The following is a 26,491-nucleotide window of genomic DNA, read 5'->3' as shown; positions in this document are numbered from 1 at the left end:
CACCGCGCCGCGAGCGTTTCTGCTGCGAAATTCAGAACCGGACGACCTGCTTCTGCTCGACGTTGAAGCCGTCGCGCAGCACACTCGCCGAATCCGCGAAGTAGCGGCGCGTTTCCGCCAGCAGGTCGGCGTTGCCGCGACGGCAGAACACCACGCCCGATCCTTCCTCCGTGAGCAGTTCGTCGATCAGCGATTCGGGTTGCCCGATATCGGCGAGATGGACGTTCTGCACGCCGTGCGCGAGCGCATCGAGCGCTTCCCGCACGCAGGCCGCTGCGGTTGCGGCCGGATGCTCGGCAAGCCATTGCTCGAGTTCCGTGATGCCGTAGAGCCCCGCGAGCTCGCCGAGCTCGCGCAGCAGCGTGCTTTCCACCATCATCACCAGCGTGACGGCGCCGGTGCGCTGCGCGAAGAGGCTGCCGAGCCGTTCCGCGCGCAGCAGGTGATCATGGCCTGCGTCGTCCGGGGCGATCGGCATCACGACGGGCACCAGCCCGTTCTCGAGAAACGCGTTCAGCGCGGTGCCGTCGAAGCGGGCGACCGCGCTCGTGTCGGTGCGGTCGGAATGGGCGCTCGCCACCAGCAGGCCGCCGTCGTGGCCGTCGATGCCGATCGCCTTGGCGCCGTGACTGCCGATCAGGCGCACCAGCTCATGATTGACGCCTGCCATCGCCGCGTGAACGGCATGGATCGATGGCGTACCGGGTGCGGCAGGCACGCCCTGCACGACGATCGGGCGAACGCCGGTGAGTGCGAGCAGCGCGACGTCCTGCGCGAATGCGTGGCGGGCGCGTGCGTCGCTCGCGGCGCCGCCTTCGACGATGACGACGGTCTGCCCGTCCAGGGCCTGCATGAACGGCAGCGAGCGCGCGAGGCCGGCTACGCGGCGCGACGTCAGAGTGGGACTTTCAGGGTCTGGGAACATGGGATTCCGAATGAATGAAGGGCGAGCCTGTCGCCGCACGTTGCGGCGTCAACGCGGCATCAATACGTGCGTTGCATCAGCTGGTGAATCTCGTCGGGCGTCAGCGCGTCGCGCGACGCCTGCCGGAACGGGCGTTCGCTGAGACAGCGCGCCGCGTCGGCGAACAGTTCGAGGTGCGCGCGGTTGTCTTCCTGCGGCAGCGCCAGCACGATGAATTCGCGCACGGGCTTGCGATCCGGTGCGTTGAAGGTGAACGGATACTGCGTGCGAACGAACAGCGCGATGGCCGAGCGGAGGCCGGCGACACGCGCATGCGGAATCGCGACGCCCTGGCCGAGGCCGGTCGAGCCGAGTTGCTCGCGCTTCGTCAGTTCGGTCCTGATCCGCTCCGCGGATACGCCACTGCTGCGCTCGATGTGGCGCGCGACGAGGTCGAACAGCTGGATCGCGCTTTCGACCGGTACGTCGAGCAGGATGTTGTCCAGCGGGCAGGCGTCGGCCAGCCGGGTCGCGAGCGGTGCGCCGCCGCGTCGGTAGGGAAGGTCGGGTTGGCCGCCGGCGGCGGCCTGCTGCGTTTGCATGCGGATCTCTCCGTGTCGGGATGACAGGGAAATCCTAGACAAAACCGCGTAAAGACGGTGTTAGATACGCGCGGGCCCGGCATTAAAATTGTGTATCGATCGCCGATGGAACCGGGCCCGGCACATACCGCTTCAGGTACCCGACAGCACGAACGGCAGCGTCGTCAGCAGAAACACCGAAATGCCGACCACCGGCGCGCCGAACGCGATCGCCGCGAACGCCACCGCCGCGCTGGTCAGCACGAGCGTTCTCGATACCCGTCGGTGCCGGCCGTGTGCAGCCGCCCTGTCATTGCGGATTGCATCGGTCCGCGCACCGATCACGTGTTTCCAGAACGTCAGGCCAAGCATGATTGCTCCTGTGTGAAAGTTGACCGGGACCGGGCGCGCGAGGCGCCCGTCAAGCGGGTCAGCAGCGCTTGAGCTTGAGCACGCGCGAGATCTGCCCGGGCGTGAAGCTGCTGTTGCGCACATAAGGCGCGCAGTCGAGCGGTGCGGTGAGCGATTCGCTGACGACGTACTGGCCGACGAAGCGGTACGCGTCGGTGGCCATGCGGATGAACACCGGAATCGCGTCGTGTTGTGCGGCGAGCGTCCTGCCTGCCGCCCGTGCGGACGCGCTGCCGTCGCAGAGGATCACGTCGGGTGCGTGCGGGTTGAGGTCCGTGCGCAGGCAAGCGGCCACGACCTTGCCGTTCTTCGTCGGCAGGAACGCCTGTTTGCTGCCGCCGCACGCGGTGTGGATGAATTCGCGGGTGTACTGCTTGTCGATCTCGAACATGTTCGGGCTCCGGTATCGGAAACTTCCGTCGGTTAAATCAGGTATGCAAAGTAATGAGACTGGATCGGCATGCGGGATGCGAGGCATTCCAGTCGAACGTTGCCGGGGCGGCGGATCGATGGCGTGTCGTGATACGGGAATTTCCGCGCGGATACGCTTGCATCGCGCGATGCGCGGTCAACGCATCGACGTCGTGTTCAAGCGTGCACGGGAAAGACTACGGCGCGCACCGTCCGCCTGTCGGCAGGACGGTGGCTCGGGAAAAGAGAGACGCAGGCGTCCTGCCAGTCAGGCAGAAAAACAACTCGGAGGGCGAGGACTTCGGATGCGCATGTGCGTACTCGGTGATGGATCGATTGCGAACACATTCTAGTGAACGCATGCGCGGGCGCAAGTAAAAAGGTCGTAAAGGTTGAGTGGCCCGTGCGGCCTGGCGCACAAAACAAAAAACGCGTGACGACTGTCGTCGCCACGCGCAATGGGAGTCTGCAAGGTGGCGCGCATGCCGGCGAACCGGCATACGCGTCGGGTCATCAGAAATCGAACCCCGGCCCACCCGCACTCGGGCCGCCCGGCGCTGCCGCCGGCGCCGCATCCTTCGGCGCTTCGAACACGGTCGCATCGGTCGTCAGCAACAGCCCCGCGACCGACGCCGCGTTCTGCAGCGCCGTGCGCGTGACCTTGGTCGGATCGAGCACGCCCGATTCGACGAGGTCGCCGTACTCGCCGGTCTGCGCGTTGTACCCGAAGTTGCCCGAGCCTTCGGCCACCTTCGCGACGACGACGCTCGCTTCCTCGCCCGCGTTCGTGACGATCTGGCGCAGCGGTTCCTCGAGCGCGCGCAGCACGATCTTGATGCCTGCGTTCTGGTCGGCGTTCACGCCCTGCAACTCGCGGATCGCCTGCCGCACGCGGATCAGCGCGACGCCGCCGCCCGGCACGATGCCTTCCTCGACAGCCGCGCGCGTGGCGTGCAGCGCGTCGTCGACGCGGTCCTTCTTCTCCTTCACTTCGATTTCGGTGGCCCCGCCGACCTTGATCACCGCGACACCGCCCGCGAGTTTCGCGACGCGTTCCTGCAGCTTTTCACGGTCGTAGTCCGACGTCGCTTCGTCGATCTGCACGCGGATCTGCTTCACGCGCGCTTCGATGTTCTTCGCATCGCCCGCGCCGTCGATCACGGTCGTGTTTTCCTTGCCGACCTCGATGCGCTTCGCCTGGCCGAGTTCGGCCAGCGTCGCCTTTTCGAGCGTCAGGCCCGTTTCCTCGGCGATTACCTGCCCGCCGGTGAGGATCGCGATGTCTTCGAGCAGCGCCTTGCGGCGGTCGCCGAAGCCCGGCGCCTTCACGGCGACCGTCTTCAGGATCCCGCGGATGTTGTTCACGACCAGCGTCGCGAGCGCTTCGCCTTCGACATCTTCCGCGATGATCAGCAGCGGCCGGCCCGACTTCGCGACCTGTTCGAGCACCGGCAGCAGGTCGCGGATGTTCGAGATCTTCTTGTCGTGCAGCAGGATGTAGGGGCTTTCGATCTCGGCGATCTGCTTGTCGGGATTGTTGATGAAGTACGGCGACAGGTAGCCGCGATCGAACTGCAGCCCCTCGACCACATCGAGCTCGTCTGCGAGCGACTTGCCGTCCTCGACTGTGATCACGCCTTCCTTGCCGACGCGGTCGATCGCTTCCGCGATGCGCTGGCCGATCGATTCCTCGCCGTTCGCGGAGATCGTCGCGACCTGCGCGATTTCCTTGCTCGTGGTGGTCGGCCGGCTGATCTTCTTCAGCTCGTCGACGGCCGCCGCGACGGCCTTGTCGATGCCACGCTTCAGGTCGAGCGGGTTGAGCCCGGCCGCGACGTATTTCTGGCCTTCACGAACGATCGCCTGTGCGAGCACGGTGGCCGTCGTGGTGCCGTCGCCGGCGGCGTCGCTGGTGCGCGATGCAACTTCCTTCACGAGCTGCGCGCCGATGTTCTGCAGCTTGTCCGCGAGTTCGATTTCCTTCGCGACCGACACGCCGTCCTTCGTGACGACGGGCGCGCCGAAGCTGCGTTCGAGCACGACGTTGCGGCCCTTCGGCCCGAGCGTGACCTTCACCGCGTTCGCGAGAATGTTCACGCCTTCCGTCAGCTTGGCCCGGGCGACGTCGCTGAAAATGATTTCCTTCGCTGCCATGATTGCGCTCCGTTATTGATTGACGACCGCGACGATGTCTTCCTCGCGCAGCACGAGAAACTCGTTGCCATCCACCTTGACGGCTTGCCCCGCGTATTTGCCGAACAGCACGCGTTCACCGACCTGCAGGTCGGGCACGATGCGCTGGCCGTCCGTATCCTTGCGGCCGGGGCCGACGGCGATGACTTCACCCTGGTCGGGCTTTTCCGCCGCGCTGTCGGGGATCACGATGCCCGATGCGGTGGTGGTTTCCTGGTCGAGTCGTTTCACGATCACGCGGTCGTGCAAGGGGCGTAGGCTCATTGGTTGTCCTGTGCTGATCCGTTGAAATTGGCTGGCACTCTTTAACAGAGAGTGCTGACGAGTATAAAAATGCGCGGCGGCGCAATCCAATAACGGATTCCGAAATGCATTTTCACGGAGGCGGTTTGGACGAAAGGCGGGAACGACGGGCAGGGCCGCGCGTCAGATCAGCAGCGACAGCGTCCTGAACAGCGCGAGATCCGCCTTGCGTGCCGATCGCGCATGCCGGCGGATCACGTGCAGCAGGCAGTCGATGAAGCAGCGCGCCGCGTCGCCGAGCGTGCTGCTGCGCCGCGTGACGATCCCGAGGTCGCGCGGCTCGAAGGTCTCTTTCAACTTCAACGCACGCATCCGTTCGCCGAACGACGGCACGGCCGCGAGGATCGTCGGACACCACGTGCACATGTCGGCCTGCTCGAGCATCGTCTGCAGCATCGCCACCGACTGCGCACGCACGATGCGCCGTTCGTCGATGTGGGCGCCGTGACGCGTGAACAGGTAATCGACGAGCGCAGCTTGCCCGTCGGCCGCGAAATTCAATACCCAGTCGTGGTCGAGCAGGTCGTGGATCGACCGCGCGTGCTCGAGCGGATGGCCGGCGCGCACCATGACCGCTGTCTCGTAGCGCAGCATCGGCTCGAACGCGAATTCCTGCGTGCCGCCCGGTTGCACGTGCCCGAGCGCGAAATCCATGCTGCCGTCGCGCAACAGCGGTTGCGCGACGGCCATCAGCGCTTCGTAGAGCTCCAGGCGTACGTCCGGCATCTGTTCACGAAAACGCAGCACCGCTTCCGCGAGGAAGGTCATCGTGAGCCACGGCGTGACGCCGATGCTCAGCCGGCCCTCGACGCGGCCGCGCATGCGCTCGAGATCGCTCTGCGCGTGTTCGAGCTGCTTCAGCACGAGCTTCGCGTGCGTGAGCAGCGTCTTGCCGTATTCGGTGAAGCCGATCCCCTCCGGCGCGCGGACCAGCAGCGGCAGGCGTTCGCTCGCTTCCAGCTCGCGCAGCGCACGCGTGACGGCCGCCTGCGACAGCCCGAGCGTGCGCGCCGCACCGCGGATGCTCCCCGCCTCCGCGCTCGCGACGAGCGCCTGCAGCTGATGCAGCTTGATCGTGCTCATGGTGCGCTACCCGACAACGAAAGGTTGTCATCATAACGAAACCGCGGCTGTTCGCCGGGATTTTCGCTGCCTACGATGCGGCCACGATCGGTCATTCGGGCGATCGGCAACCGGAACGCATCGAGGAGAATCGGGGTTGGACCACAAACACATCCAGCCGGAAATGGCGGCCATCGAGGCGGAAATGATCGCGCTGCGCCGCCGGCTGCACGCACATCCGGAGCTTGGCTTCGAGGAGCACGCGACGAGCGATCTCGTGGCCGGTTTCCTGACAACGTGGGGTTATCGGGTGACGCGCGGGCTCGGCGGCACGGGCGTGGTCGGCACCTTGACGCGCGGCCCCGGAAAGCGGCTCGGGCTGCGCGCGGACATGGATGCGCTGCCGATCCGCGAGACGACCGGGCTGCCGCACGCGAGCCGGTGCAACGGCGTGATGCATGCGTGCGGCCACGACGGTCATACGGCGATGCTGCTCGCGGCGGCGCGATGCCTGGCCGAGCGCGAGCGCTTCACAGGCACGCTGAACCTGATTTTCCAGCCGGCCGAGGAAGGGCTCGGCGGCGCGAAGCGGATGATCGACGACGGGCTGTTCGCGCAGTTTCCGTGCGATGCGGTGTTCGCGATGCACAACGTGCCGGGCCTGCCGGCCGGCGTGCTCGGTTTCTGCGACGGCCCGGCGATGGCCTCGGCCGACGAGGTGCGCGTGCGCGTGACCGGGCGCGGCGGGCATGGCGCGGCGCCGCATACGACGATCGATCCGGTGGTCGTGTGCGCGTCGATCGTGATGGCGCTGCAGACCGTCGTGTCGCGCAACGTGAACCCGCAGGAGCTGGCGATCGTGACGGCCGGCTCGATCCATGCGGGCACCGCGTCGAACGTGATTCCGTCGCACGCGGATCTGGCGCTCAGCGTGCGTGCGCTTTCGCCGGACGTGCGGGCGCTACTTGAACGGCGAATTCGCGAGATCGTGCACGGGCAGGCCGCGAGCTATGGTGCGACCGCGGAGATCGACTACCGGCACGAGTACCCGGTGCTCGTCAATCACGCCGCGGAGACCGCGTTTGCACGCGACGTCGCCCGCGAATGGGGCGGCGATGGCGCGCTGATCCCGCATCTGCGGCCGATCGCGGCCAGCGAGGACTTCGCGTTCATGCTGAACGCGTGCCCCGGCAGCTACCTGTCGATCGGCAACGGCGACGGCGCCGCCGGATGCGGGCTGCACCACCCCGGCTACGACTTCAACGACGCGTGCCTCGCCACTGGCGCGAGCTACTGGATTGCACTGGCGGAGCGCTACCTCGCGTGACGTGCCCGCACGATTTTGACTGACGATTCACACAAGGAAGGAGACTGGCAATGAAGCAGTGGAAACGGATGGCGGCGCTCGCGGTGGCGCTGGCGGCAGGGGCGGCGCATGCGGGCGACTGGGCGGGCAAGGAGATCCGCCTCGCGGTCGATCCGACCTACCCGCCGCTCGAATACAAGCTGCCCGACGGCACGCTGGCGGGTTTCGGGATCGACATCACGAACGCATTGTGCGCGGAGCTGCATGCGCGCTGCGTGTGGGTCGAGTCGAGCTTCGACGGGATGATTCCGGGGCTGCTCGCACGCAAGTTCGACGTGATTGCGTCGTCGATGACGATCACGCCGAAGCGGCAGCAGCAGATCGCATTCACGAACCGGATCTCGAATGCGCCGGCACGCCTTATCGCGCGCAAGGGCTCGCCGCTGCTGCCGACGGCCGACGCGCTGAAGGGCAAGCGTGTGGGCGTCGAGCAGGGTTCCGCGCAGGCTGACTATGCGATCGCGAACTGGCAGCGGGCCGGCGTGCAGATCGTGTCGTACCCGAACCAGGATCAGGTGTATGCCGATCTCGTGACGGGCCGGCTCGACGCAGCGTTCCAGGCGTCGATCGCGGCCAGCGACGGTTTCCTGAAGAAACCGCAGGGCAAGGATTTCGCGTTCGTCGGCGCGGCAATCGACGACGTGAAGTATTTCGGGCAGGGCGACGGGCTCGGGCTGCGCAAGCAGGACAACGACCTGCGTGACGCCTTCAACCGCGCGCTTGCGGCGATCCTCGCGAACGGCACGTACCAGCGCATCAACAACAAGTATTTCGACTTCGACATTTACGGCGCGAAGTAAGCGGCGACACCCGGAAGGCGGGCAGTCACGACACTATAAATAAGGAACACGAATGAACTGGAGATTGGCTTTCGTCGCGGTCCCGGCGCTGTGTGCAGCGCCCGCGTTCGCGCAAGGCAGCGTCACGTTGTACGGCCTCGTCGATGCCGGCATCGACTACACGAGCAACGTTGGCGGCCGCGGTGCGTGGCAGATGGCGAGCGGCTTCGCGCAAGGCAGCCGCTGGGGGTTGAAGGGCACCGAGGACCTGGGCGGCGGCTACAGCGCGCTGTTCCAGCTCGAAAACGGCTTCAACGTGAACAACGGCACGCTCGCGCAGGGCGGCCGCATGTTCGGGCGGCAGGCGTACGTGGGGCTCGGCAGCGCGCGGTTCGGCACGCTGACGCTCGGCCGGCAATACGATGCGGTGGTCGACTATCTCGCGCCGACGACCGCGAACGGCAGCTGGGGCGTCTATCCGTTCTCGCATCCGCTCGACAACGACAACACCGGCAACACGTTTCGCGTGAACAACACGGTGAAGTACGCGAGCCCGGATTTCGCCGGCTTCTCGTTCGGTGCCACGTACGGTTTCAGCAACGACACGGGATTCGCGAACAACCGTCAGTGGAGCGTCGGCGCGCAGTACGAGCAGGGCGGCTTGCTGGTCGGCGCGGCCTTCCTGAATGCGGACAACCCCGGCGCGACGTCGGGCGGCGCGATCGCGGGCTCGGGGTCGGTCGGCGCCGATGCGAACTTTGCGTCGGCGCGGCTGCGGATCTTCGGTGCGGGGATCAACTACACGGCGGGGCCCGCGACGGTCGGGTTCGCATACACGAACAGCAACGTCACGCGGCCGACCGCGAACGTCGGCTACCTGTTCGGCGACGAAACGATCCAGCCGGTGACCGGCCCGCTCGCGGGTGGCACGGTGTCGTCGATCAGGTACCAGAACGTCGAGGTGAACGGAAAATACCAGTTCACGCCGGCGCTGTTCATCGGTGCACAGTACGTGTACACGACGGTGCGCTACGACGCGACGACGGGCAGCGCGAAGCCGAAGATCCATTCGCTCGGGCTGATGGCCGACTACAGCCTGTCGAAGCGCACGGACGTGTACCTGATGGGCGCTTACCAGCGCATCGCGGGCGATGCGACGGGCTCGTCGTTCGACCAGGCTTACATTCCCGGCGCGGCGGACCTGTCGTCGACCTCGAAGCAACTGATGGTTCACGCGGGGATCCGTCACAAGTTCTGAAGGCGCGATGACGGAAGAGGCGGCGGGCCGAGTTCCCCGCCGCCTCGACGCGCCTACTGCGCGACGCGGATCACGACCTTGCCGAAGTGTTGACCCGACTGCAGGTACGCATACGCCTGCGGTGCGTCGTCGAAGCCGAACACGCGATCGACCACCGGCTTGATCCGCTTCGCGTCGACGAGCCGCACGACATCGTCGAGCATCGCGCGGCTGCCGACCATGATCCCGTGCAGCTGCCGGATCCCGCCGATCAGCGACAGCAGCCCGAGTTCGGGGCCGGCGAAGCTGCTGAGGCCGCCGATCACCGACACGATGCCGCCCATCTTCGTCGCGGCGACCGAGCGCGGCAGCGTATCCTTGCCGCCCACTTCGACGACGAGATCGGCCCCCGCCCCGCCGGTGAGCCGCAGCACTTCGTTTTGCCACTCGGGCGTCGCGCCATAGTTGATGGTTGCGTCCGCACCGAGTGTGCGGGCGCGCTCGAGCTTCGCATCGCTCGACGACGTGACGATGGTCCGCAGCCCCGCCGCATGCGCGAGCTGCAGCGCGACGATCGACACGCCGCCGGTGCCGAGCAGCACGACGGTCGCGCCGGGCTCGAGGCCACCGTCGCCGAACAACGCGTTCCAGGCGGTGATCCCGGCGCACGACAGCGTCGCCGCCTCGTCGTAGCTCAGATGCGCGGGAATCGCGACCAGCGCGGCTTCGTCGGATACGAAATGCTCGGCCAGCACGCCGTCGAATTGCGCGCCGGGCGACCCCGAGACCTTCTGTGGCGTGGGCGGCCCGTCGATCCAGTGCGGAAAGTACGTGTTGATCACGCGATCGCCCGGCTTGAAGCGCGTGACGTCGCGGCCGGTTTCGATGACTTCGCCGGCGCCGTCGGCCACCGGGATCAGCGCGTCCGTGCCGATGCCGAGATAGTCGCCGCGCGCGAACATCAGGTCGCGGTAGTTCAGCCCGGCCGAATGGATCTTCACGACGACCTCGGTCGGCCCGACCGCGCGGCGTGTCGCGTCGATGCGCCGAAGCGCGGCCGCGCCGTCGCCCGGTTTCACTTGCCATGCGTTCATGTCGACTCCTTTTCGAGATAGAGCGGACTATCATAGTGTTGCGCACGGGGACGCATTGGCGAGAATTCGGCCGGTGACTGTCGCCTGTGTGGACACAACCCTGTGACCCAACCGGAGCGGAATGGCATGGACGAGCGGCTGAGAGGCGTGGCCGAATTTGTCGACGTGGTGGAGTCGGGCAGCTTCGCGGCGGCGGCGCTGCGGCTCGGCGTCACGCGCTCGGCCGTGGCAAAGGTCGTCGCGCGGCTGGAACGCCGCCTCGGCGCGCGGCTCCTGCAGCGCACGACCCGCCAGCTCGGCCTGACCGACGAAGGGCTCGTCTATTACGAGCAATGCCGGCGGCTGCTGGCCGAACTCGGCGAGACGGAGGCCGCGCTCGACGCGGGGCAGCGCGAGCCGGCGGGGCGGCTGCGCGTCAGCGTGCCCGTGCTGTTCGGGCGGCAATGCGTGGCGCCCGTCATGCGGCGCCTCGTCGAGCGCCATCCGCGGCTCGAGATCGACGTGTCGTTCAGCGACCGTGTGGCCGACCTGGTCAACGACGGCTTCGACATCGCGGTGCGTATCGGCGAGCTGGCCGATACGAGTGCGCTGGTCGGGCGCAAGCTCGGCGTGCAACGCATGGGCATCTGCGCGTCGCCCGCGTATCTCGACCGTCATGGCCGGCCGGCGGGGCTCGACGCACTCGCGTCGCATGTCGGCATCGCGTATTCGCGCGGCGGGCAACCGACGCCGTGGCGGGTCGTCGGCGCGGACGGTGCGGTGCACGACCATCGCCCGTCCGGCCGCCTGCGGCTCGACGACCTGCAGGCGATCGCCGAGGCGGCCGCCGCCGGCGCGGGCCTCGCGTGGCTGCCGTGCTGGCTGATGGCGCCTTACCTGCGCGACGGCCGCCTCGCGCTCGTGATGGACAGCAACAGCGTGTCGGGCGCCGAAGTGTTCGCGGTGCGGCCGGCTTCGCGCCAGGTGCCGTCGAAGGTGCGTGTCGTCATCGATGCGCTCGTCGACGAAATACCGCGCATGCTGGCGTCGGATGATTGACGCGGGGGCGATGTGGCGTTCGCGCCGGGCCCGCGCCGCACCGGCTCAATTCGCGGCCCGCTGCGGATTGCAGTCCACCGAATACTCCGCTTGCTCGCCGTTGACGCGCAGCACCAGCGTCGCCTGGCAGATGTCGCTCGAATCGACGCTCAGCCGCAGCGTCGCGAGCGGCCGATCCTCGCCGCCGGCGAGTCGCGATTCGCCGGAGCGCGTCAGCGAGGCCGAGCCGGCGCCGCCGGTCTTGGTGATGCGCAGGCTGTATGACACGTCGACCGGCGCGGCCGACCGCACGTGCGGCACGATGTTCACGCCGCCGGCACTGGCGGCGATGTCGAAATAGGCGTCGAGATCGTGAATGCCAACCATGATCGTCCCCTGTCGAATGAAAAAAAGGCCGAACGGGCAATCGTCCGGCCTCTTCGTTACACCGGCGGTGCTCAGTGCTGCTTGATCGATGCGGTGTTGAAAGCGCCCGTCTGGCTGATGCTGGCGTAATTGCCGTTGCCTTGCTGCAGCAGCGTGGCGTTGTTGCTGAAGCCGATCTGCGTCACGTAACCCTGGTTGCCCGTGCCCGACACTTGCGACGCGTTGATGATGTTGAAGCCACCGGTTTGCGAGAGGTTCAGCAGGTCATCCGCACCCGTCTGCGACGCATTGGCGTAGTTGCCGATGGCGCCCGACTGGCTCACCGTCACCGCCGAGCTCGATGCCGATTGCGTCACGGACGCCAGGTTGTCCGCCGAAGACTGCGTGATGGATGCCGTCGAACCGGTCGAGCTGCTTTGCGTGATCGACGCCGTGTTGAACGCGGCCGTTTGCGTGATGGACGCGCCGTTGCCGTAGCCGTATTGCTGCGTGATCGCTGCGTTGTTCGACGCGGCCGACTGGTTGATCGTCGCGCTGTCGCCGGACTCGAACCACTGGTTGACCGTGGCGTTGTTGCCGTCGGCGGTCTGCGTGATCGACGTCGCGTTGCCGGCCGCGAGAAGTTGGTTCACCGTTGCGTTGTTGCCGCTCACGCCGCCCGATTGCGAAATCGTCGTCGTGTTGCCGCCGCCGAACGACGAGTTCACGGTGGCCGTTTCGGTGCCGCTCTGGGTCGTCGTGACCTGGTCGCCAACTTCGGCGAACTGCGTCACGCTGGCGTTGGTCGTGCCGCCCGTTTGCGTGATCGACGTCGCGTTGCCGCCGCCCCAGGTCGTCTGGACGTTCGCGGTGCCGTTGTTGCCGGTCTGCGTGATGCCGACGGTGTTGCCGACCGTGTCCGTCTGCGCGACGGTCGCGTTGTTGGCGATCGCCGACTGGCTCGGCGAGCCCTGGTTGATCGTCACGGCGTTCCAGCCGCCACCCTGCTGCGAGATCGACGCGCTGTCGATGTAGCTGTACTGGTTGATCGTGTTGATGTCGTATTGCGGGCCGCCCGTGTAGGCCGACGTCGTCTGCGTGATGGTCGCCGAGAAGTCGCCGCCACCGGACTGCGTCACGTAGTTCCGCTCATGCGACGTGCCCGTCTGCGACACGTTCACGCTCGAATACGGCTCCGCCCACCAGGAGGTCTGCTGGATCACGGTCGTGTCGCCGCTGCCGCCCGCGGTCGTCACGTTGGCGACGAACCCGTAACGGGGATCGTCGCCGGCTGCCGACTGGTTGATCGACACCGAATCACCGCTCGTCGCCGTCTGTTCGACGGTTGCCGAGTTGAAGCTGCCGTATTGCCCGATGTTCACGGTGTTACCCGACGAATCGGCCTGTGCGGCAGCCGATGCGAGCATCAGCACTGCGATTGCGATTGCAGACTTGGTCACCTTCATTTGTTGCTCCTGATTCGAAAGAAAATTCGCCGGAAAAGTGGGTCTTCGCCGGCACCCCCGCCAATTGAGGACGCTCTCACGTCCCACACGTCACACCACTTGAAGCAAAGCACTTGCACACTGCGTAACCGTTACCGCGTCAGCACCGTGGCGCGCGCACCGTTGCCGCTCTGGATCACCTGGATGCCGGTGTTCGATCCGCCCTGCACGATGTTCACCGCGTTGTTGCTGCCGTTCTGCGTGACGCGCGCCGACAGCGACGTGCCGACCTGCGTCGACTCGACCGAATTGCCGCTGCCGTTCTGTTGCACCTGCAACGTGTTGCCGTTGCCGCGCTGCGTCGCATTCAACGTGTTGCCGACGCCGACCTGCGACGCCGCGATCCAGTTCTGCGCACCGGTCTGCCGTGCGACGATCGCGTTGCCGTCGCCGGCCTGCCAGACCAGCGCACCGTTGTGGCCCGCCTGGTCGAGCGACGCGGCATTGCCGACACCGGCCTGCCGGACCGCGACGATGTTGCCGCTGTAGTCGAACGCCGGTTCGGGCGGGCCGAGATCGTTGAGCGGCACGGGAGCTGCCGCGGCAGCCTGCATCGTTGTCGCTGCCCATACGGTCGCGAGCACCCGCCACGCCGCGCGGGCGCGCCCGTTCCGATCACGCTGTCGATTCATCATGTTTTCTCCGCTGGCCGGCCTGCTGCCGGTTAATGAGTGGACGCGCCCTGGCGATCGATCTTCTGCGGGTCGTACGCGGTGTTCGCGTCCTCCATGTCCTGCGCGTATTTCCGGTCTTCCTGCAGATACCGCTGCATCGTCGGGTCGTACCAGTCCTGGTCGTTCTTCAGCGCCCACGTCTGGTTCGCGACCCCCTGGACGATCAGGTGCGTGAGCGCCGATTCGATCGCTTCGTTCACGCAGATCTGCGCGGGTTCGTTACGCGTCAGCCCGGCTTCCGCCTGCAGCAGGTCCTTGAAGCCGACGAAGCGATAGATGCCCGTGTCGACCTGATAGGAGTAGACGGTCTTGGTCGTCGACACGCTGTTGAGCACCTGGCCCGTGCGGATATCGATCGCGCGCAGGTTGACGGTGACCTGGTCGATCCGGTACTGCGTCGACCCGCTGATCCCGAGGTAGGCGACGCCGGCCCCGCCGGTCCGGACGTTCGTGTCGTAGCCGACGATGCCGCCCTCGAGCACGATGTTCGCGGGCATCAGCGGCGCCATCGCATCGTTCTGCGCCTTCTTCGCATCCGCGCCGTCGGTGGCGCGCATGATCTTGCGTTCGGTCAGCAGGTCCTGCAGGTTCTCGCGTTCCACCGGCGTGAACCATCCGGAGTCGCGCATCGCCTTGACGAGGAACGACGCGCCGCCCTGCGTGACCTGCGACGAGAACGAGCTGTCCGGCGATGCCTTGTACTGCCCCGTCAGGTCGCGAAAGCCGTACACCGCAGCGACGATCTTGCCCTTCGGCGGCGGCAGGTGCGTGAGGTCGCGCGTGGTGCGCGTCGGCGGCGTCAGCGTCGCGTTGCTCAAGGCCGGCATCGGCCGCGTGACGCAGCCGACCAGCGACAGCAGCAACAGCGCGCCCATGGCGACCCGTGTCATCCCCGTGTTGAAGCGTGTGCGTTCAGCATTGTTTTTCATGATTCGCTCAGTCGTTTTTCTGATTCATTGGCCGTTGCTGACGATGAACGTCGAGGTCGCACCCGTCGTCTTGTCGGTGGTCGTCACTTGCAGGTTGCCGTTGCCGGCCGCACTCACGACGATCGTGAAGTTGCCCGTGCTGATCGTCCCCGGCTTGAGCTCGCCGTTGGTGCCGACGATCGAGTTCGTCACCGAGCCGGCGACACGTGACAGGATCGCCTGCTGCAGCTGCGCATTGAACTGGTCGAGCGACGACGTGGACGTCGGCGACGAAAAGGCCGACAGCGACGGATCCGTGTGCTTGTTCTGCGCGTTGGCCTCGTTGAGCAGGTTGGGGCCGTTCGCCGGGTTGCCGCCGAAGTTCGGGTTGTTCGGCTGATAAACCAGCGTCGACGACCACGCATAGGGCGACACCGCGGTCATCGCGACCAGCGCGATCAAGCTCAATCTGATTCGATTCATTTTCTCCAACCCCTGTTTTTTGATTAATCGACTAAATCTCGTCTTTGGACAGATCCGAATCGGGAAACAGCAAATTCGACAGATCGTCCTGAATGACGGTTTGAAAGGAGATATTGGCGGCGCTTTCGGCCACGGCCTTGACGTTTGCCCGCGCAATCGGCAGGAAGGTCTGGAATACGCGCTTTTGCTGGAACTCGACCCAGATCAGGCTGCCGTAACGCCCGGACGGGCGTTCGTGAATGGCGACCATGTAGCGCTCGCTCAGCGGGATTTCCGACCACGTCTGCGAGAAGTAGGTATAGAAATCGCGGCCGGCGAGCGTCACGGCATCGGTCGTGACCGTGCCGCCGAGCTGGTCTTCCGGAAGGGCGTGGCGGGCGGCGGCCCGGGCACCGGCCGGCGCGGTGCCGATGGCCGGCTTCGCCGCGGCCGGGCCGGCGCCGGGCGCGGGCTTCGGTGCTTCGAGCACGCGTTCGGCGTTCAGCAGCGTCGAGGGCGGCGCAATCGGATGTCCGCCGTTCGCCGCGGCCGCAGGCGGCGCGTCGACGGTGTCCTGGGCCTGCGCGCGTGCCGTCGCGAATAGCGACAGGCACGTCACGGCCCCCCAGGCCAATCGCCTGCTTGCGCTCGAAACCATTTCCCCGACCCCCGGATCAATTTTTACGAAATATGGCGCCGCCCGTTTTGCGGGTTATTCGTTCCTGGTCGAACGCGGCACATGGTGGGGGGAGTGAGCAAGAGGCATGCCTGCCGTTGTTTTAAACGGTTTACTTTTTTAAGTCGTTATTCGTCTAATTTTTCGGATGCATATTTCCGTCACGTAAAACGTTTGCGAGTTGGATATTCATTAACAGTCTTTCTTTTATAAATGGAGTATTACAAATTTAATCAGACGATATTTTTGGAAAATCGTGATTTGGAAATTCCCGGCGATGCTGATGCGGAGAAAACGTAACGTGTTGCTACGGGTTCGCTCGTAACGACACGACGTAACGTCCCGTTACGCACGTAGAATCGTCCGACGAAAGCGCGGGTTCCGGGCTTGTGCGCCGGCAACCTCACGCCACGCTACTCACGTGAACGCACTTCGGGAGCACACATGTCATCTCGCACCTATCTCGTCACCGGCGCATCGCGCGGCATCGGCCTCGCGATCAGCACGTTGCTCGCACGGCGCGGCCATCGCGTCATCGGTCTTGCGCGTCACGCGCAGGGCATCGACTTCCCCGGCGAATTGCGCGCATGCGATCTCGCCGACCTCGAACAGACGGCGGCCGTTCTTGCACGCATCAGCGAGCAGCACGATGTCGACGGCATCGTGAACAACGCGGGCATCGTGTTGCCGCAACCGCTCGGGCAGATCGATTTCCGGTCGCTGCAGACCGTGTTCGATCTCAACGTGCGGGCCGCTGTCCAGGTGACGCAACACTTTGCCGAGGCGATGAAGGCACGCGGCCACGGGCGCATCGTCAATATCTGCAGCCGCGCGATTTTCGGCGGCCTCGATCGCACCGCGTATTCCGCCGCGAAGAGTGCGCTCGTCGGCTGCACGCACACGTGGGCGCTCGAACTCGCCGAACATGGCGTGACCGTCAACGCGGTGGCGCCGGGTCCGATCGAGACGGAACTGTTCCGGCAGACGCGGCCCGTCGGCAGCGAAGCCGAACGCAAGGTGCTCGCGACGATTCCCGCGCGCCGGCTCGGCACGCCCGACGACGTGGCCGCGGCGATTGCATTCTTCCTGTCGGACGAAGCCGGCTTCGTCACCGGGCAGGTGCTGGCCGTGGACGGCGGCGGCAGTCTCGGCGGGCGTAGTTGACGCCAACGCCGACGCATCGGGCGCCATCGGCGCGGCGCCCGGCGGCGGCCGGTTTCGGCGCGCCTCGCGGGGGCGCACATGTGCGCGCGCTGATGGCCGGTCTTCCGCTTGCGCGCATATTCCGCCACCCCGTTAGCATGTGACGAATCGGACTTTGGGTGCTGCGCATGCGACGCTAAGATCGCCGATCCCGTAGATCGAGCGTTCAGAACAATGAAAAAGTCAGCGTCGCCGTTACATGCTTTTCGTTTCCGTGTCGTCTGCGCCGCGATTGCCGGCGCGATGTCGCTCGCGTCGTGCGGCGGCGTCGACAGCGATACGCCGTCGCCGCCGACGAACACCACGCCGCCGCTGGCCGCGAAACGCCCGAACATCCTGTACATCATGGCCGACGATCTCGGCTATTCCGACATCCATGCATTCGGCGGCGAGATCAACACGCCGAACCTCGACGCGCTCGTCGCGTCGGGCCGCATCCTGTCGAACCATCACACGGGCACCGTCTGCGCGATCACGCGCGCGATGCTGGTGTCCGGCACCGACCACCATCTCGTCGGCGAAGGCACGATGGGCGTACCGACCGACGAGCGGCGCGGGCTGCCCGGCTACGAGGGCTACCTGAACGACCGTGCATTGTCGTTCGCACAACTATTGAAGGACGCCGGCTACCACACGTACATCGCGGGCAAGTGGCACATCGGCTCGGGAATCGTCGGCAGCGCGACGGGCAGCGGGCAGACGCCCGACCAGTGGGGCTTCGAGCGCAGCTACGTGCTGCTCGGCGGCGCGGCGACGAACCACTTCGCGCACGAGCCGGCCGGCTCGTCGAACTACACGGAAGACGGCCGCTACGTGCAGCCCGGTCAACCCGGGCAGCCGGGCGGAACGGGCGGCAGCCCGGCCGTGTTCTATTCGACCGATTTCTATACGCAGAAGCTGATCTCGTACATCGATGCGAACAAGCGGGACGGCAAGCCGTTCTTCGCGTACGCGGCCTACACGTCGCCGCACTGGCCGCTGCAGGTGCCCGAGCCGTGGCTGCACAAGTACGCGGGCGCGTACGACGCAGGCTACGACGCGATCCGCAACGCGCGGATCGCGCGGCAGAAGGCGCTCGGCCTGATTCCCGCCGATTTCAAGCCGTTCGACGGCTTGCCTGAAACCACGGCCGCGTCGCCCGCGACCGCGAACAACGGCGCGGCCGGCGCGAAATACATCAGCGCGGTGCACACGGCTGCGGACGGCTACAGCGACTACGGCCCCGGCAAGGTCGACAAGCTGTGGTCGAGCCTGTCGCCGGCCGAGCGCAAGGCTCAGGCGCGCTACATGGAGATCTATGCGGGGATGGTCGAGAACCTCGACTACAACATCGGCCTGCTGATCCAGCACCTGAAGGACATCGGCGAATACGACAACACGTTCATCATGTTCCAGTCGGACAACGGCGCGGAAGGCTGGCCGATCGATTCGGGCGCCGACCCGACGGCGACCGATACCGCGAACGGGCAGGACCCGATCTATTCGACGCTCGGCACCGACAACGGCAAGCAGAACGCGCAGCGCCTGCAGTACGGATTGCGCTGGGCCGAAGTGAGCGCGTCGCCGTTCCGGCTTACCAAGGGCTATTCGGCCGAAGGCGGCGTATCGACGCCGACGATCGTGCGCCTGCCGGGCCAGACGCAGCAGCTGCCGACGCTTCGCGCCTTCACGCACGTGACCGACAACACGGCGACGTTCCTCGCGGTCGCGGGCGTCACGCCGCCGTCGCAGCCGGCGCCGCCGCTCGTCAACACGCTGACGGGCGTCGACCAGAACAAGGGCAAGGTGATCTACAACAACCGCTATGTGTATCCGGTCACGGGCCAGTCGCTGCTGCCGGTGCTGACGGGTACGGCGACGGGCGAGGTGCATACCGCGCCGTTCGGCGACGAAGCGTACGGCCGCGCGTACCTGCGCAGCGCCGACGGCCGCTGGAAGGCGTTGTGGACCGAGCCGCCGCTCGGGCCGCTCGACGGCCACTGGCAGCTGTACGACCTCGCGGCGGATCGCGGCGAGACGACCGACGTGTCCGCGCAGAACCCGTCGGTGATCAGCACGCTCGTCGACCAGTGGAAGACCTACATGAGCAACGTCGGCGGTGTCGAGCCGCTGCGTCCGCGCGGCTACTACTGAACCCGGGAGCGACACGATGCGGGTCCGGTTCTGGACGATCGGCGCGGCGCTGGCCGCCACGCTGTTCGCCGCCGCGTTCGCGGCCGGCTATGCGAACCCCGTCGCACCGGCGGGCGGCGCATTCGACGACGCGAATCGCGGCCGCGCGCTCGCGCCGCTCGGCTCGGAGCAACAGTGCGCGCGCTATTCGGGGCTGCCGGCAGGGTGGCGCGACGACCCGAAGGCCGGGATGGTGCACCTGCGCGGCGGCGCGTTCGTGTTCGGCAGCACGCGCGGCTATGCGGACGAGCGCCCGGCCGGCGACGGACGCACGCGTGTCGGCGGGTTCTGGATCGACCAGACCGACGTGACGATCGCGCAGTTCGCCGCGTTCGTGCAGGCGACCGGCTACGTGACCGAGGCCGAGCAGCAGGATGGGGCGGCCGTGTTTCATGTGCCGACGCGCGACGAGATGAACGCGCGCGACCTGGCATGGTGGTCGTGGGTGAAGGGCGCCTCGTGGCGTCATCCGCGCGGGCCGGGCAGCCATGTCGACGGGCTCGGCAACCTGCCCGTCACGCTCGTCACGCAGCGCGATGCGCTCGCGTATGCGCGCTGGCTCGGCCGCGACCTGCCGACCGAAGCCGAGTGGGAATACGCGGGCAAGGCCGGCCGCGACGACGCATCGCTCGACGCGGCGCCGCGCGATGCGCGGGGCAAGCCGGCCGCGAACTACTGGCAGGGCGTGTTCCCGGTGCTCGACACGGCCGAGGACGGCCACGCGGGGCTCGCGCCGGTCGGCTGCTACGCGGCGAACGGGTTCCGGCTCTACGACATGATCGGCAATGCATGGGAATGGACCAAGGATGCGTACACGGGCCCGCACCAGTCGCATACGAACGGCGACACGGCGGCCGTCGCGCCGCCGACGCGCCGGCACGATACGCCGATGGTCATCAAGGGCGGCTCGTTCCTGTGCTCGCGCGACTACTGCGTGCGCTATCGCGCGTCGTCGCGCGAACAGCAGGAAGCCGATCTCGGCGCGTCGCATATCGGGTTTCGCACGATTCTGAGGGATGCGTCATGAAGCGCGTCGTGGTTTGCGTGGGCGCGTGGCTGATGGCGGCGTGCGCGGTCGTTCATTCGGGTTTGACCGTGGCCGCCGAATCGGCCGCACCGACCGCACCGGCCGCACCGGCGGTGCGTGTCGGCGTGACGCGCGGCGTGCATGCGCAGATCCTGGACGAAGTGAAGCGGGTCGCCGCATCGCGAGGATTCGGCATCGACGTCGTCGAATTCGACGATGCATCGCGCATCGACGCGGCGCTGGCCGACGGCCGCATCGACGCTGCCAGCTTCGAGGATGCACATCAGCTTGCCGCGACGCGCGCGCAGAAACGCTACGCGCTGACCGAAGTCGCGCCGACCGTCACGCTGCCGATGGCGCTCTACTCGCGCAAGCTGAAGAACCTGAACGAACTGCAGCCCGGTGCGACGGTCGCGATTCCCGCCGATCCGCGCGGGATGGCACGCGCGCTCGTGCTGCTGCAGAACGACACGCTGGTGACGCTGCGCGAGCGGGCCGGCCTGCGTGCGACGTTGCGCGACGTGACCGGCAACCGGCTCGGGTTGAGGCTCGTCGCGCTGCGTCGCGATCGCCTTCATGCTGCGCTCGACACGGCCGCGTTCGTCGCGATCGACAGCGACGATGCCGCGCGTGCCGGGCTGCAACCCGCACGCGACAGCATCAGCATCGAGGATGCGCGCTCGCCGTATGCGAACGTGCTGACGGTGCGCGATGCCGATCGCGCGAAGCCGTGGGTCGCGCAACTCGTCGCCGCGTATCACTCGGACGATGTCGCGCGCTTCATCCTCACGCGCTACCAGGATTCGGTGCGGCGGCCGTGGTAGATACCTGGCTGCTCGCGTGCAACGCTTGCGGACGCTGCTGCAACAGCGCACCGACGCTGTCGTTGCGCGAACTGTTCCGGCATCGGCATCGCTTCGTCGGTGCGCTGACGATCCGCCGCGTGCCGAAGCGGCGAACGGGTGAGCGCTGGCGCGCGGGCGGCCGCGAGTACGCGCTCGACGCGGAAGACGTCGCGGCTTCCGATGCGCTGTCGGCACGGCTGTTTCATCGCACCGGCGGCGCGGGGAGCGAATGGATCGCGCTGACGCTGCAGGGCTACGACTATCCGTCGCTCGGCCGTTGCGCGGCGCTGGCCGACGACGGACGCTGCAGCGTGCATGCGGACAAGCCGTCGATTTGCCGCGCGGTGCCGCTCGATCCGATGCTGCCGGATCGCTTGCAGTCCCGCGTGCTGGCCGCGCGGCGCGTCGATGCGGGATGGCTCGGCGCGAACTGCATTGTCGAAACGGCGAGCGCGCAATCGTCAGTTGAATCGTCATTCCCGATTCCGCTGGTGACGGCCGGACAGGTCGCGGACCGCGCGGCGCTCGACGCACATCGCGATGCGCTGGTATTCGAGCGCGCGGTGTGGCGGGATGCCGTGTTCGCCTCGTTGACCGATGGCGGGCAGGACGTGCGCCATGCACTGTCGCGGCTCGCGCCCGGCGGCTACCTGACCGTGTCGATCGTGCCGGTGCTGCTGGCCGTCTCACAGGTGTCCGAGTATTGCCGTACACGCTGCATCGAGGTCATCGACGCGCAACTCGCGTTGATCGGTATGAACATTGAAACGGCACTCGCGCGCCGGCATGCCGACGACCGGCCCGCGACGCGCGAGTTGCGCGGCTTCGCGCAGGCGCTTGAACGAGCACGGCACGCACTGGCTGCGATGCCGGCGCCCGTGGCCGGCATTCGTGAGGACGCAGCGCGCATCGACGCGTGGCTCGCCGACCGGCCCGACGTCGATACGCTCGCCGCGTAACGACGGCGGCCTGCCGTACCTGCCTTACAATCGGCGCTCTTTCAATCGCTTTCGATGGAGCGGGCATGTACGCGTCGACCTTCATTTTCCGAGCCGGGCAATACGACGACGAATTCCACCGGCTCGACCGGCAGATCGCCGACATGGCGCGCGCAACGCCCGGCTACCTCGGCGAGGAGACGTGGGAGAACGCCGAATCGGGGCTGATCCAGAACGTCTATTACTGGGAATCGGAGGCGGCGCTGCAGCAACTGATGCAGCACCCGGCGCATCTCGAGGCAAAGACGAAACAGGCGCGCTGGCTGGACGGCTATCGCGTCGTGATTTCGAAAGTGTTGCGCGAGTACGGCGACGGCAAGCTCATGCAGCCGCATGCGGGCCAATCTGCCTGAATGGCTGTCTGATATGCCGCTGCGCAGAAAACGGCGGGGCTGTAGAAGTGGGGTTACTACGCGGGTGCGAAGCGGTGGAAGCTCGCGTACACGCTGCAGAACGGGTTGAACCTCGGTCAGCCGTATTCGGTCGCCGGTTACCCGGCGGGCAACAATTCGGCGACGGGCCTGCCGTGGGCACCTGACGGACCGCGTCGAGCGCGACGGCACGGTGACGATCCGGGCGATTACGTCGACCGTCAGCGGCAACGGCGACGTCGGTGCGGATCCGAACCGGCTGGTTGCGGTGCGTGACGTGTTGAAGAACACGAGCGCGACGACGGCGGCGCATGAACAATTCGCAGTGCTGCGGACTGCGAAGTTTGAGGAAGTGCTGCGGGGGATCGAGTTCGCGCCGGGGACGGATACGGGGCGGTGGCAATAAAGAAGATGAGCGCCCGGCTGGCTGATGCCGGGTGATACAGGCACGGTCACGCGTTTCCGTGGCCGTGCCTTTCAACGTGGTGGTGACACGCACGCGTCGCCGGCGATTGTGGGCGATTCGCGCGGCGATGTCGAATGCTTGCCGGATGCGAGCTCGCCACCCGCCGGCCTGCTCCGCGTCACAGCGCCTCAACCAGCAACCGCTTGCTCTTCTCGCAATACTCGTGACAAGCCGCCCGCGCCGCGATCGATGCGCCGTGCACGAACCGCGGCGCATCGGCCCGCCGCGACATCGACACGACGATCGACGGCGGCGACGGCTGCAGCGGCAGCTCCACGACTTCACCGCTTTCGATCAACGCGTCGACGAACAGCACCGGAATCGCCGCCACGCCAAACCCGTCGCGCACGAGCTGCACGATTACCGAGATCGACGGCGATCCGGTGATGCGCGTGTCCGACAGCGGCACGCCGTGCGCGTGCGCGAGCGTGCGGACGATATCCTCCAGCGCACGATGCGGCGCCGTACCGCGCCCGTAGGTGAGAATCGGCTGCCGCAGCACCTGCCTGGCGAGCCCCGCGCGCGTGTTCGGCAACAGCCCCGCGCGCGCGATCCAGCGCACCGGATAGTTCGCGAGCGCATCGCACACGACCGACGCCTCGTCGCTGCCTTCCACGCGGATGATCAGGTCGAGTTCGCCGGCCATCAGCCGGCGCTGCAGCACGACGCTGACGTCGACGGTCAGGTCGATCTCGAGCTGCGGATAGTCGGCCGCCAGCCGCCGCATGTAGTGCGGCAGCCAGCTGTGCACGACGGTCTCGATCACGCCGAGCCGCAGCTTGCCGCGCAGCGCACTCTCGCCGGATGCCGCGGCTTGCAGCTCCTGGGTTGCCTCGACCACGGCCTTCGCATAGCCGAGCAGGTATTCGCCGTTCGGCGTGAGCCGGAATTCGCGGCTGTCGCGGTCGACGAGTACCGTCTGCAGTTCGTCCTCGAGCGCCTTCAGGCGCTGCGAGATCGCGGCCGGCGTCGCGTGCAGCGCGGCGGCCGTCGTGCGGAAATTGCGCAGCTTCGCGAGCGTGACGAAGGTTTCGAGAAAACGCGTGTTCATGGCGGCCGGACGGAGGGTGAGCGCGCACTTTGCCGGTGAGGAAAAGTGAACGGAGCCGGGGAAAACCCCGAGATCCGTTAAGAAATTCTATACACGAAGCGCAGAAAAACTCGTTGGCGACAAAATTTTTTCTTTTCTATTCTTCGCCGTATCCGATGACACGGCACCGTCATCCCGACGACATACCGATCTGCGACACAACCTCATGACGCCTTCCGAATTCCGCCAGTCCGTGCGCCGCGGCGCGTTCCGCGGCCCGACCGCCGGCCATTGCGGCCCGTACGCGCAAGCGAACCTCGCGATCCTGCCCGAGGTGGTCGCGCACGATTTCCTGCGCTTCTGCCAGGCGAACCCGAAAGCCTGCCCGCTGCTGGGCGTCGGCGAACCGGGCGCGTTCCGGGTCGATGCGCTCGGCGAGGATCTCGACATCCGCACCGACGTGCCGAGCTACAACGTGTACCGCGACGGCCGCCTGACCGAAAGCGTCGAGTCGCTCGAAGCGCTGTGGCGCGACGATTTCGTCGTATTCGCGATCGGCTGCTCGTTCTCGTTCGAGGACATGCTGGCCCGCGAAGGAATCGGCCTGCGCCACGTCGAAGAGGGGCGCAACGTGCCGATGTACCGCACGTCGATTCCGAATCGACGTGCGGGGATCTTCGGCGGCCAGCTCGTCGTGTCGATGCGGCCGATGCGCGGCGCCGACGCGATCCGCGCGGTGCAGATCACGAGCCGGTTTCCGGGCGTGCACGGCGCGCCGATCCATCTCGGCGATCCGCGCGAGCTGGGCATCGCCGACCTGAACGCGCCCGAATTCGGCGACGCGGTGACGATCCGCGACGGCGAGCTGCCGGTGTTCTGGGCGTGCGGCGTGACGCCGCAAACCGCGCTGATGGACGCGAAGCTGCCGATCGCGATCGCGCACACGCCCGGCCACATGCTGATGACCGACATCACGAACGCGTCGCTGGCCGTTTTCTGACGCGCGGCGACGACCCGCACGACACACACACGCACACGACACCCCCGCACGCACGATCGCCCTTAGACGTCGCATAACGACAGGAGCACCACCATGGAAAGCAAGACCCTCGCGGCGAACGCCGCGGAGCCCGCGAGCCCCGAGCGTAACGGCCTGTTCTCGTGGTACGGGGACGCGCAGCCGCGCGAGCGCCGCGCGTTCTGGAGCTGCAAGGTCGGCTACATGCTCGACGGGATGGACACGCAGATGCTGTCGTTCGTGATCCCGACGCTCGTCGCGACCTGGGGCATTTCGCTCGCGGATGCGGGTTTCATCGGCACGATCACGCTGCTCGCTTCGGCGGCCGGCGGCTGGATCGCCGGCATCCTGTCCGACCGGATCGGCCGCGTGCGCACGCTGCAGCTCACCGTGCTGTGGTTCGCCGTGTTCACCGCGCTGTGCGGGCTCGCGCAGAACTACCACCAGCTGCTCGCGGCGCGCGCGCTGATGGGCTTCGGCTTCGGCGGCGAATGGACGGCCGGCGCGGTGCTGATCGGCGAAGTGATCCGTGCGCGCGACCGCGGCAAGGCGGTCGGCCTCGTGCAGTCGGGCTGGGCGATCGGCTGGGGGCTCTGCGCGCTGCTGTATGCGCTGCTGTTCTCGGTGCTGCCGGCCGAGCAGGCGTGGCGCGCGCTGTTCCTCGTCGGCCTCGCGCCCGCGCTGCTGGTCGTCGCGATCCGCCGCTACGTGAAGGAGCCGGACGTCTACGAGAAGGAGAAGGCCGCGCAGGCGAAAGTGGCCGATGCGCCGCGCCTCACCGAGATCTTCGCGCCGAAGCTGATCACGACGACGCTGCGCGCGGCGCTGCTGACGACGGGCGCGCAGGGCGGCTACTACGCGATCACGACGTGGCTGCCGACCTTCCTGAAGACCGAGCGGCACCTCACGGTGATGGGCACCGGCGGCTATCTCGCGATGATCATCTTCGGCTCGTGGGTCGGCTACCTGACGAGCGCGTACCTGACCGACCGCCTGGGCCGCAAGCCGAACTTCATCCTGTTCGCGGTCGGCTCGATGGTGATCGCGTTCGCGTACACGTCGCTGAACCTGACCAACGCGTCGATGCTGTGGCTCGGCTTTCCGCTCGGTTTCTTCGCGTCGGGCATCTTCTCGGGGATGGGCGCATTCCTCACCGAGCTGTTCCCGACCCGTGTGCGCGGCTCCGGCCAGGGCTTCTGCTACAACGTGGGCCGCGCGATCGGTGCGCTGTTCCCGTTCCTGATCGGCGCGCTGTCCAAGCAATACGGGCTCGGCACGAGCATCGGCATCTTCGCGGTCGCCGCGTACGGCGTGGTGATCGTCGCCGCGCTCACGCTGCCCGAGACGCGCGGCCGCGAACTCGACGCCGCGTAAGCGGCAAGGGCGGCCGGCCCTTCGTTTTCATTCCCCTT

The 26,491-nt window shown here is 66.8% G+C and carries 28 protein-coding genes; 13 read left to right on the top strand and 15 right to left on the bottom strand.

The annotated features are described in order from the left end of the window. Positions 1-31: 31 nt before the first annotated feature. The 7 genes from C5O79_RS21415 to C5O79_RS21385 form a co-directional block, all read right to left on the bottom strand. Positions 32-925, bottom strand: coding sequence for an acetylglutamate kinase (locus C5O79_RS21415; RefSeq protein WP_131931683.1), 894 nt, complete (start codon positions 923-925; stop codon positions 32-34). Between the two features lie 59 nt (positions 926-984). Next, entirely contained in the window at positions 985-1,506 is a 522-nt protein-coding gene (locus C5O79_RS21410) for a PTS sugar transporter subunit IIA (RefSeq protein ID WP_131931681.1), read from the bottom strand. 132 nt (positions 1,507-1,638) lie between these two features. Continuing rightward, a complete protein-coding gene (locus C5O79_RS21405; protein WP_226235799.1) occupies positions 1,639-1,857 on the bottom strand; it encodes a hypothetical protein in 219 nt (72 codons plus the stop codon). Positions 1,858-1,915: 58 nt separating this feature from the next. After that, complete coding sequence (locus tag C5O79_RS21400) at positions 1,916-2,287, bottom strand: DUF6697 family protein (RefSeq protein ID WP_046549250.1); 372 nt, start codon at positions 2,285-2,287, stop codon at positions 1,916-1,918. A gap of 533 nt (positions 2,288-2,820) precedes the next feature. Beyond that, positions 2,821-4,461, bottom strand: coding sequence for a chaperonin GroEL (groL, locus tag C5O79_RS21395; RefSeq protein ID WP_122474889.1), 1,641 nt, complete (start codon positions 4,459-4,461; stop codon positions 2,821-2,823). A gap of 12 nt (positions 4,462-4,473) precedes the next feature. Beyond that, positions 4,474-4,764: a co-chaperone GroES gene (locus tag C5O79_RS21390; RefSeq protein WP_011694564.1), complete on the bottom strand. Its 291-nt coding sequence runs from the start codon at positions 4,762-4,764 to the stop codon at positions 4,474-4,476. Positions 4,765-4,926: 162 nt separating this feature from the next. Beyond that, on the bottom strand, positions 4,927-5,886 hold the full coding sequence (locus tag C5O79_RS21385; protein WP_122474890.1) for a LysR substrate-binding domain-containing protein: 960 nt from the start codon (positions 5,884-5,886) through the stop codon (positions 4,927-4,929). A 184-nt stretch (positions 5,887-6,070) separates the two neighbouring features. Between C5O79_RS21385 and C5O79_RS21380 the strand changes: the two genes are divergently transcribed. Genes C5O79_RS21380 through C5O79_RS21370 form a run of 3 tightly spaced genes read left to right on the top strand, consistent with a single transcriptional unit; the run spans position 6,071 to position 9,268 of the window. Then, the gene (locus tag C5O79_RS21380) at positions 6,071-7,192 is read left to right on the top strand and encodes a M20 aminoacylase family protein (RefSeq protein WP_122477307.1); all 1,122 of its coding nucleotides are present in this window, start codon (positions 6,071-6,073) and stop codon (positions 7,190-7,192) included. Positions 7,193-7,242: 50 nt separating this feature from the next. Next, positions 7,243-8,031 carry an ABC transporter substrate-binding protein gene (locus C5O79_RS21375; RefSeq protein WP_122474891.1) on the top strand — a complete coding sequence of 263 codons (789 nt, stop codon included), beginning with the start codon at positions 7,243-7,245 and terminating at the stop codon, positions 8,029-8,031. Positions 8,032-8,083: 52 nt separating this feature from the next. Next, positions 8,084-9,268 (top strand): porin, encoded by a 1,185-nt coding sequence (locus C5O79_RS21370; protein WP_122474893.1) that lies wholly within the window; start codon positions 8,084-8,086, stop codon positions 9,266-9,268. 53 nt (positions 9,269-9,321) lie between these two features. On the opposite strand, the gene C5O79_RS21365 is transcribed toward C5O79_RS21370, so the two are convergent. After that, the gene (locus C5O79_RS21365; RefSeq protein WP_122474895.1) at positions 9,322-10,341 is read right to left on the bottom strand and encodes an NAD(P)-dependent alcohol dehydrogenase; all 1,020 of its coding nucleotides are present in this window, start codon (positions 10,339-10,341) and stop codon (positions 9,322-9,324) included. A 126-nt stretch (positions 10,342-10,467) separates the two neighbouring features. Between C5O79_RS21365 and C5O79_RS21360 the strand changes: the two genes are divergently transcribed. Then, on the top strand, positions 10,468-11,379 hold the full coding sequence (locus C5O79_RS21360; protein ID WP_046549257.1) for a LysR family transcriptional regulator: 912 nt from the start codon (positions 10,468-10,470) through the stop codon (positions 11,377-11,379). A gap of 45 nt (positions 11,380-11,424) precedes the next feature. Here the strand turns inward: C5O79_RS21360 and csgH are convergent, their stop codons facing one another. The 6 genes from csgH to C5O79_RS21330 all read right to left on the bottom strand — a co-directional run bounded on the left by csgH (position 11,425) and on the right by C5O79_RS21330 (position 15,763). Further along, positions 11,425-11,745: a curli-like amyloid fiber formation chaperone CsgH gene (gene csgH / locus C5O79_RS21355; protein WP_122474897.1), complete on the bottom strand. Its 321-nt coding sequence runs from the start codon at positions 11,743-11,745 to the stop codon at positions 11,425-11,427. 71 nt (positions 11,746-11,816) lie between these two features. Then, the gene (locus C5O79_RS21350) at positions 11,817-13,190 is read right to left on the bottom strand and encodes a hypothetical protein (RefSeq protein ID WP_122474899.1); all 1,374 of its coding nucleotides are present in this window, start codon (positions 13,188-13,190) and stop codon (positions 11,817-11,819) included. Between the two features lie 131 nt (positions 13,191-13,321). Further along, positions 13,322-13,864 (bottom strand): hypothetical protein, encoded by a 543-nt coding sequence (locus tag C5O79_RS21345; protein ID WP_122474901.1) that lies wholly within the window; start codon positions 13,862-13,864, stop codon positions 13,322-13,324. Between the two features lie 29 nt (positions 13,865-13,893). Beyond that, a complete protein-coding gene (locus C5O79_RS21340; RefSeq protein WP_174242131.1) occupies positions 13,894-14,832 on the bottom strand; it encodes a CsgG/HfaB family protein in 939 nt (312 codons plus the stop codon). Between the two features lie 24 nt (positions 14,833-14,856). Beyond that, the gene (locus tag C5O79_RS21335; protein ID WP_039354434.1) at positions 14,857-15,294 is read right to left on the bottom strand and encodes a curli assembly protein CsgF; all 438 of its coding nucleotides are present in this window, start codon (positions 15,292-15,294) and stop codon (positions 14,857-14,859) included. 31 nt (positions 15,295-15,325) lie between these two features. Then, positions 15,326-15,763, bottom strand: coding sequence for a CsgE family curli-type amyloid fiber assembly protein (locus C5O79_RS21330; protein ID WP_163009011.1), 438 nt, complete (start codon positions 15,761-15,763; stop codon positions 15,326-15,328). Between the two features lie 630 nt (positions 15,764-16,393). On the opposite strand from C5O79_RS21330, the gene C5O79_RS21325 reads away from it, so the two are divergent. From C5O79_RS21325 to C5O79_RS38615, 7 genes are all read left to right on the top strand, one after another. Next, the gene (locus C5O79_RS21325; protein ID WP_131931679.1) at positions 16,394-17,113 is read left to right on the top strand and encodes an SDR family oxidoreductase; all 720 of its coding nucleotides are present in this window, start codon (positions 16,394-16,396) and stop codon (positions 17,111-17,113) included. Between the two features lie 213 nt (positions 17,114-17,326). Then, positions 17,327-19,285, top strand: a complete 1,959-nt coding sequence (locus tag C5O79_RS21320) for an arylsulfatase (RefSeq protein ID WP_122474905.1) — start codon at positions 17,327-17,329, stop codon at positions 19,283-19,285. A 16-nt stretch (positions 19,286-19,301) separates the two neighbouring features. Further along, entirely contained in the window at positions 19,302-20,351 is a 1,050-nt protein-coding gene (locus tag C5O79_RS21315; protein WP_039354440.1) for a formylglycine-generating enzyme family protein, read from the top strand. Then, positions 20,348-21,175 (top strand): MetQ/NlpA family lipoprotein, encoded by an 828-nt coding sequence (locus C5O79_RS21310; protein ID WP_122474907.1) that lies wholly within the window; start codon positions 20,348-20,350, stop codon positions 21,173-21,175. The genes C5O79_RS21315 and C5O79_RS21310 overlap by 4 nt, the downstream gene beginning before the upstream one ends. Further along, a complete protein-coding gene (locus C5O79_RS21305; protein ID WP_122474909.1) occupies positions 21,169-22,155 on the top strand; it encodes a YkgJ family cysteine cluster protein in 987 nt (328 codons plus the stop codon). Before C5O79_RS21310 ends, C5O79_RS21305 begins: the two co-directional genes overlap by 7 nt. Positions 22,156-22,220: 65 nt before the next feature. Then, a complete protein-coding gene (locus tag C5O79_RS21300) occupies positions 22,221-22,547 on the top strand; it encodes an antibiotic biosynthesis monooxygenase (RefSeq protein ID WP_046549265.1) in 327 nt (108 codons plus the stop codon). A 211-nt stretch (positions 22,548-22,758) separates the two neighbouring features. Continuing rightward, complete coding sequence (locus C5O79_RS38615) at positions 22,759-22,971, top strand: hypothetical protein (protein WP_226148172.1); 213 nt, start codon at positions 22,759-22,761, stop codon at positions 22,969-22,971. 178 nt (positions 22,972-23,149) lie between these two features. Here C5O79_RS38615 and C5O79_RS21290 read toward each other — a convergent pair whose 3' ends face one another. Continuing rightward, positions 23,150-24,082, bottom strand: coding sequence for a LysR family transcriptional regulator (locus C5O79_RS21290; RefSeq protein WP_046549267.1), 933 nt, complete (start codon positions 24,080-24,082; stop codon positions 23,150-23,152). Positions 24,083-24,287: 205 nt separating this feature from the next. Here C5O79_RS21290 and C5O79_RS21280 point away from each other — a divergent pair, with 205 nt between their 5' ends. Together C5O79_RS21280 and C5O79_RS21275 are read left to right on the top strand one after the other, a co-directional pair. After that, positions 24,288-25,061: a putative hydro-lyase gene (locus C5O79_RS21280; RefSeq protein ID WP_046549268.1), complete on the top strand. Its 774-nt coding sequence runs from the start codon at positions 24,288-24,290 to the stop codon at positions 25,059-25,061. 93 nt (positions 25,062-25,154) lie between these two features. Beyond that, the gene (locus C5O79_RS21275) at positions 25,155-26,453 is read left to right on the top strand and encodes an MFS transporter (protein ID WP_046549269.1); all 1,299 of its coding nucleotides are present in this window, start codon (positions 25,155-25,157) and stop codon (positions 26,451-26,453) included. The last annotated feature ends 38 nt before the right edge of the window (positions 26,454-26,491 follow it).

The organism is Burkholderia sp. SRS-25 (genome assembly GCF_004343765.1).
GTDB lineage: Bacteria > Pseudomonadota > Gammaproteobacteria > Burkholderiales > Burkholderiaceae > Burkholderia > Burkholderia contaminans.
This window is presented reverse-complemented; position numbering and strand designations above follow the sequence as displayed.